The 5,718-nt window shown below is 67.2% G+C and carries 5 protein-coding genes; all 5 read right to left on the bottom strand.

The window, feature by feature from the left end; all coding sequences use genetic code 11:
* Positions 1-1,086: 1,086 nt before the first annotated feature.
* Positions 1,087-1,470 carry a DUF1330 domain-containing protein gene (locus VKI00_RS15140; RefSeq protein WP_324438694.1) on the bottom strand — a complete coding sequence of 128 codons (384 nt, stop codon included), beginning with the start codon at positions 1,468-1,470 and terminating at the stop codon, positions 1,087-1,089.
* A gap of 14 nt (positions 1,471-1,484) precedes the next feature.
* The gene (locus VKI00_RS15135) at positions 1,485-2,339 is read right to left on the bottom strand and encodes an alpha/beta hydrolase (protein ID WP_324438692.1); all 855 of its coding nucleotides are present in this window, start codon (positions 2,337-2,339) and stop codon (positions 1,485-1,487) included.
* The gene (locus VKI00_RS15130; RefSeq protein WP_324438690.1) at positions 2,336-3,163 is read right to left on the bottom strand and encodes an SDR family NAD(P)-dependent oxidoreductase; all 828 of its coding nucleotides are present in this window, start codon (positions 3,161-3,163) and stop codon (positions 2,336-2,338) included. Before VKI00_RS15130 ends, VKI00_RS15135 begins: the two co-directional genes overlap by 4 nt.
* On the bottom strand, positions 3,163-3,726 hold the full coding sequence (locus VKI00_RS15125) for a 2,4'-dihydroxyacetophenone dioxygenase family protein (RefSeq protein ID WP_324438688.1): 564 nt from the start codon (positions 3,724-3,726) through the stop codon (positions 3,163-3,165). Before VKI00_RS15125 ends, VKI00_RS15130 begins: the two co-directional genes overlap by 1 nt.
* 417 nt (positions 3,727-4,143) lie before the next feature.
* A partial coding sequence (locus tag VKI00_RS15120; RefSeq protein ID WP_324438686.1) for a sulfatase-like hydrolase/transferase occupies positions 4,144-5,718 on the bottom strand: 1,575 nt, incomplete at its 5' end.

The following is a 5,718-nucleotide window of genomic DNA, read 5'->3' as shown; positions in this document are numbered from 1 at the left end:
GTACGTGGAGCGCATCGAGGACCTCGACGGCGCGCTGCGGCGCTCGCGCGAGCACGACGGTCCCAGCCTGGTCTGCGTGCGCACCGACCACGCCGCCAACCTCGCCCTGCCCGTCGAGATGACGGCCCGCTTCTTTGAGGTTTACTCCGGACCGGCGAAGCCGGCCACTGTTTAGGAGGCCGCGACCGATCGTCGTCTCGCCGCGATCGCAGGTGCTAGCACCGTACCTGCTGCACCGGCTCTCCCCGCGGCTGGCGCAGCCGCTGGCCCGCAGCCTCACCAAGATCGTCAGCCGCGGCTAAGCGGCGCGATCATGGGCACGCAAGCGATGCGAGTCGCAGCGCGACGCGCGTTCAGCGATGCGGTCGGTGACCGGGGTGGCCGATCTGCTCCTCGGCGGCGCGGATGTCGCTGTCGTCTCGGGCCTTTCAGCTCGGGCGCGATGGAGTCGCGCGTTCATCAAGCCACCTCCGGCCGACAACCCGTTCACCGCCGCAAGAGCGGTGCACCGACGCCGGCAACACCACGGCAACAGCCACATGCGACGGCAGCTACTGCCGGATGGACCACGCCGCCGTCGCGGCGGTCAGAAGGCGTGTCTCAACACAACGCACGTTCGTCCCGTGAGACCGGCCCTAGAGGTGGCTGCCCTGCAGGGATTGTTATAGGGTGAGGGCGGCTTTCCTGTTACGGCGCGTTTGAACCGTGGCGCCGTCAGCCGCCTATGAGATGTGGTTGGCGATAGGCGGAGGGCTTAACGGCACCCGCCCGGCGTTGACCCACCGGCCGTTGTAGCTCACACGCCAGGTCGCCGACCACGACCACCACCTCCGCACCGAGTTCCGCGTGCCGCTCGGCGCGGGCGTCGTCGCGCTGGACCGTGGCGTACGGGTTCCCCTGTCACGGACCTGCTCGACCACACAAAACGACTGACCCCGCCGACCTTGCCGGGTGCCGCCGTAATCGATACATGCCCACTGGTTAGCGGTCGGCGGTAGCCGCCGGCGCCGGGTGGGACCGGCGCAGTCGCGGCGATTGCCGGTCCCGTCAGGCGGCCAACCACCAGGCAGGCCGCGATGACGATGGTCAGTCCGCGACCGACCACGTCGACGTCGCGATCAGATCACCCCGCTCGAGCGCCGCGGCGCGGTGCTCGTGCACTTTCGCGTACTCGGGGCTGGTCACCATCTCGATGAACGCAGCGGGTGTGGGGTACTCGACGATGAGAATCGCGTCCCACCAGGGCCGCTCGCCGTTGCCGATGATTACCGCCGGCGCGGTGCCGCCGTAGCGGATGGTGGCACCCACCCGCTCGAGGTGCGGCGCGACTTCCCGCCCGTACTGCAGGTAGCGCTCAAGGCCGCCAGGCTTTTTGAACTGCAGCAGGTTGACCATCAACACCGGCGCGTCAGCTGGCCGTGCCGCCAGCGTGGCGACCTGTTCCGTTGTGGTGTCAAGTGTCGCGCTCATGTGAATCTCTCTGTCTAGGTTTGGTTTTGAGCAGCTTTGCCGGCCCGCTCACGCAGGAACGGGACGACCAGCCCGGCGACCCGGTCGGGTTGCTCGAGCCACGCCCAGTGACCGACACCGGGCAAGATCTCTATGCGGGCGCCCGGGAAGACGCCGCGCTGCCGATCGGCCTGTGCGGCGGGGATGTAGACATCCCGGTCGCCCCACACCACCAGGGTGTCGGGGTCCCGTTGGCGCAGTGGTTCGACGAGTTTGTCCATGTTCTGCGCTCTGGTCGAGCGGTACAGCCGCAGCACGGCCCGCTTCGTCCCCGGTGGTATCAAGTGGCCGGCGATCCGGTCCATCCAATCCTCCGGCAGCCCCGGGTTGTCGTGGCGCACCGCAACGCGCGCAACGCGATTCGTGGTGGCTCGCATCACGAGCTCCCCGACAATGGGGGTCCGCCATAGCCGGGCCATCCGATGCCACTTGTAGTCGAGCAGCACACCGGTGTTGATCAGCGTGACGCTGGCCACCTTGTCGGGGTGGGCAGCCGCCCACGTCAGCGCCATCGGGCCGCCGAAGTCGTGGGCCACCAGGTGCACCCGCTCGATGCCAAGCTGGTCGATCACGCCGGCCAGGTGGGCGGCGTATCCGGCGAGTGTGTAGTCCTGGTCGGCGCGCTTGTCGGCTCCGCCGAAGCCCGGCATGTCCGGGGCGACGACGGTGGCGAACTGGGCGACCCGGGTCATCAGCGGCTCCCAGTCACCGCCCGCGTCGGGGTTGCCGTGCACGAACACAACAGCCTCACCGGGCGTACCCGCGCCGCCGATTAGCACCGGCGACCGCACACCCTCGACCACCACGTCTTGCGTCTTCAGTCCGGTCACGGCTGAACCTCCGTGACCTCAGCGTCCACTCGCTGTTGATATGCCGCTCGTGCGCCCGTGTCGGCGTGCGTCATAACCGCGTCGATGTTGAGCGCGCGTTTGACCCGGTCGGCGATGCCCGGCGGCGTGCCCGCGATGAGCCGCGCGATCGGCCCGAGCTCGCGCGGGACGAACATTTCCTCCCGCCCGCTGTGCAACGCGCCGACGACCGCGGCGGCCACCGCTTCGGGCCCGACAATCCGGGTTCCCCGTGGTTTGACGAAACCGCTGATCATCTCGGTGCGGACCAGTCCGGGCATGACGATCGTGGTCCGGACACCGGTGCCGCGGGTCTCGGCGCGGATCGCCCGGGTGAACCCAACCACGGCGTGCTTGGTGGCCGCATAGGTGGCCCCGCCGGCCGGGGGGATCTGACCGGCCGACGACGCCAGGTTCACGATGTGGCCGTGGCCCCGTGGGACGAACCGTCGCAGCGCCAGCCGGGTGCCGGTGAGCACTCCGCCGATGTTGATGTCCAGCACCCGCCGGGTGATGTCGGGGTCCTCGTGGATGAACAGGCCGATCGGCCCGATGCCGGCGTTGTTGACGAGCGCGTCGAGGGTCCCTACGCGGTCTTCGGCCTCGGTGAGGAACGCCTCGAAGCGGTGCGCGTCGCGCACGTCGAGCGGCAGGCCAACAGCCCGATCGCCCAACTCAGCCGCGACGGCGGCGCATGCCGCGCCGTCGACATCGCCGATCGCCACCGACATTCCCGCCCGCAGGCAGGCCTCGGCGGTGGCACGGCCGATGCCGCGCGCCCCGCCGGTGATCGCTACGGTGCGCATCACGCCTTCTTCGCCATGAACCCGGCGGCGCCGCCGCCGATGTAATCGATCGGGCCCGCGCCGCCCTGCACGTCGGCGATCGTCGCGATCAGGTGGCGGATCATCACCGCATCGAGGATCGAGTGGAACTGTCCGTCCTCGGTGAAGTTGATGTTGGCGCCCTCGACGCGGATGAAGATCACCGTGTCCTCGGTGTTGGATTCCGGGCAGACGAACGTGTGCACCGAGCCACCGGGCTCATACAGGTAGGAGCCGGCGGTCTGCGGCTGGTCGGGGTATTCCAGGTAGTGCCACCTTCCTGAAAGGGTGTAGGCCTCCGCGGTGCCGGTGTGGTAGTGGATCGGCAGTTTGGCGCCTGGGCTCAGGACCGCCAGCACCACCCAGCAGCCGGCCTCCAGGTCCAGGCGCAGCGGCTTGAAATGCACACCGGGACCCAGTGCGTCCCGAAGAAGGGGGCTGCTCGACTCGTTGACAGTCAACAACTCGCCTTGAGGCAGCGCGATCACTGGCAGCGGAGTCCCGGAGCTGGTCGTGGTCATGGTCGGGTCGGTGGTCAGAGTCATCGAAGTTCCTTGTTCTGCAGCGGCTCCCGCAGATCGTCTGTCGGGAGGGCGGTGTCCGTTCTCACACCGCCAACCCAACAATGCGTGACTAACACCGCCACGGTCTTGACACTTCAAGACAATCTTTTGACTTTCGAGGACATCACGCCCCCGGGCGATGTCCCACGCCCAGCCTCCGACCTCTGTGTGACGGCCACCGACATCGCGGCGCGCCGAGGCGGGGTCGGCGCATCCACTCACGTCGACAGTGCGCCCCCACCTTCCCGCAGACGTCCGCTCGGCTGACCGGTGCGCTCTTTGGATGGTGAGGCCGGCGCCGAGCAGCAACGCCGCGGCCCACATTGCAGCCCGCGGTCAAACATCTTGGATCACCTTTTTTTCGATGCGTTCGTGTTGTCAGGGCGACGATGCGGCTGCTCAACCGGCGGCGCCTTGTCCGACGGCCTGCACGGCAGCGTGCTCGTGCAGGGCCTGCTCGGCTTCCTGATCGGCGGGCTTGAGGTCGAAAACGACCTCTTTCACCGTTCCGGTGAAGGTGTAGGGCGCCTTGTCTTCGTAGTCGCGGTCGACGACGAGGCCGTTGTCGCGGCCGATGTCCATCCCGGCGTAGGAAGTGAAGGCGATAGGTACGGTCCGCGGCATGTCGCCTTCGCCGATCAACTCGTCGCCGGCCCACAGCGACACATGACCGCCGGAACCGGGCGTCGGCTGTTCGGACTCGAACAGCATCTTCACCGTGACGTCGCCGCTCGGAAGCGCCTGGGTGGACACCTGCTTGTAGGTTTCGATACCCAGAAGTGAGTAGGTGTGATGGAGAAGTCCATCTTCATCGACCCATAGCGCGAACCCCCCGATGAAATCGGCGTTGGCGACGATCACACCCTGCGCGCCACCGTCGGGAATGTTGAGATGCGCCTCGATGGCATAGGAGCGGCCCAGGATGCGGGGAATCATGCCGCGCTGGACGTTTTGAACGTCGCCTTTGTAGGTGAACCGGGTGGTCGTCGGCATCGGCGGCAGCATGCCGAAGAAGACCGCCATCCCGCCGAGCAGCGGCAGTACCCGATTGCGTTCGGCTTCCCGCCAGAACAGCTGCTGCAGCTCCTCCAGTTTGTCGGGGTGTTCGGCTGCGAGATTTTTGGCCTGGGAGAAGTCGTCGGGCAGGTAATACAGTTCCCACACGTCCTTGGCGGGGTCATAGACTCCCGGCGCGAAACGTTTGAGGGTCTCCGGGGAGAAGTCCCACGGCGCCTTGTCCAGCCGGGCGCAGGCCCACCAGCCGTCCTGGTAGATCGCGCGGCTGCCGAACATCTCGAAGTACTGCACGGTGTGCTGCTCGGGCGCGGCGGCGTCGTCGAAGGTGGGCAGGAAGCTCGTACCGTCCATGGGTTCCTGGTCGACGCCGTCCACGGTGGCTGGCTGGGGCAGCCCGATGGCCTCCAGCACGGTGGGGGCGATGTCGATGCAATGGGTGAACTGATCGCGTATTTGCTTGTCCTGCCGAATGCGCTTGGGCCACGCGACGACCATCGGGTCGCGCGCTCCGCCGAGGTGGCTGGCCATCTGCTTTCCCCATTGGAACGGGGTGTTGTTGGCGTGCGCCCAGGCGGAGGCGAAGTGCGGTGCGGTGTGGTCGCCGCCGAGCGCCTCGATGCCGCCGTACTGCTCGATGAGCTGCAACTGGTGTTCGGCGTCGAGCACGACCCCGTTGAGGAAGGTCATCTCGTTGAACGAGCCGGTGATCGTGCCCTCCATGCTGGCGCCGTTGTCACCCCAGATGTAGAAGACCAGCGTGTTGTCCAGGTCGCCCATGTCCTCGATCGCATCGAGAAGCCGCCCGACGTTCCAGTCGGCGTTCTCCGAGAAGCCGGCGAACACCTCCATTTGGCGGATGTACAGCTTCTTCTGGGTGTCCGACAAACTGTCCCAGGCGGGGAAAAGCTCCGGCCGGTCGGTCAATTCGGTGTCCCCGGGCACAATCCCCAGTTTCTT

It is taken from the genome of Mycobacterium sp., assembly GCF_035314665.1.
Taxonomy (GTDB): Bacteria; Actinomycetota; Actinomycetes; order Mycobacteriales; family Mycobacteriaceae; genus Mycobacterium.
Note: the sequence above shows the minus strand (reverse complement) of the source record. Positions and strands in the feature narration are given on the sequence as shown.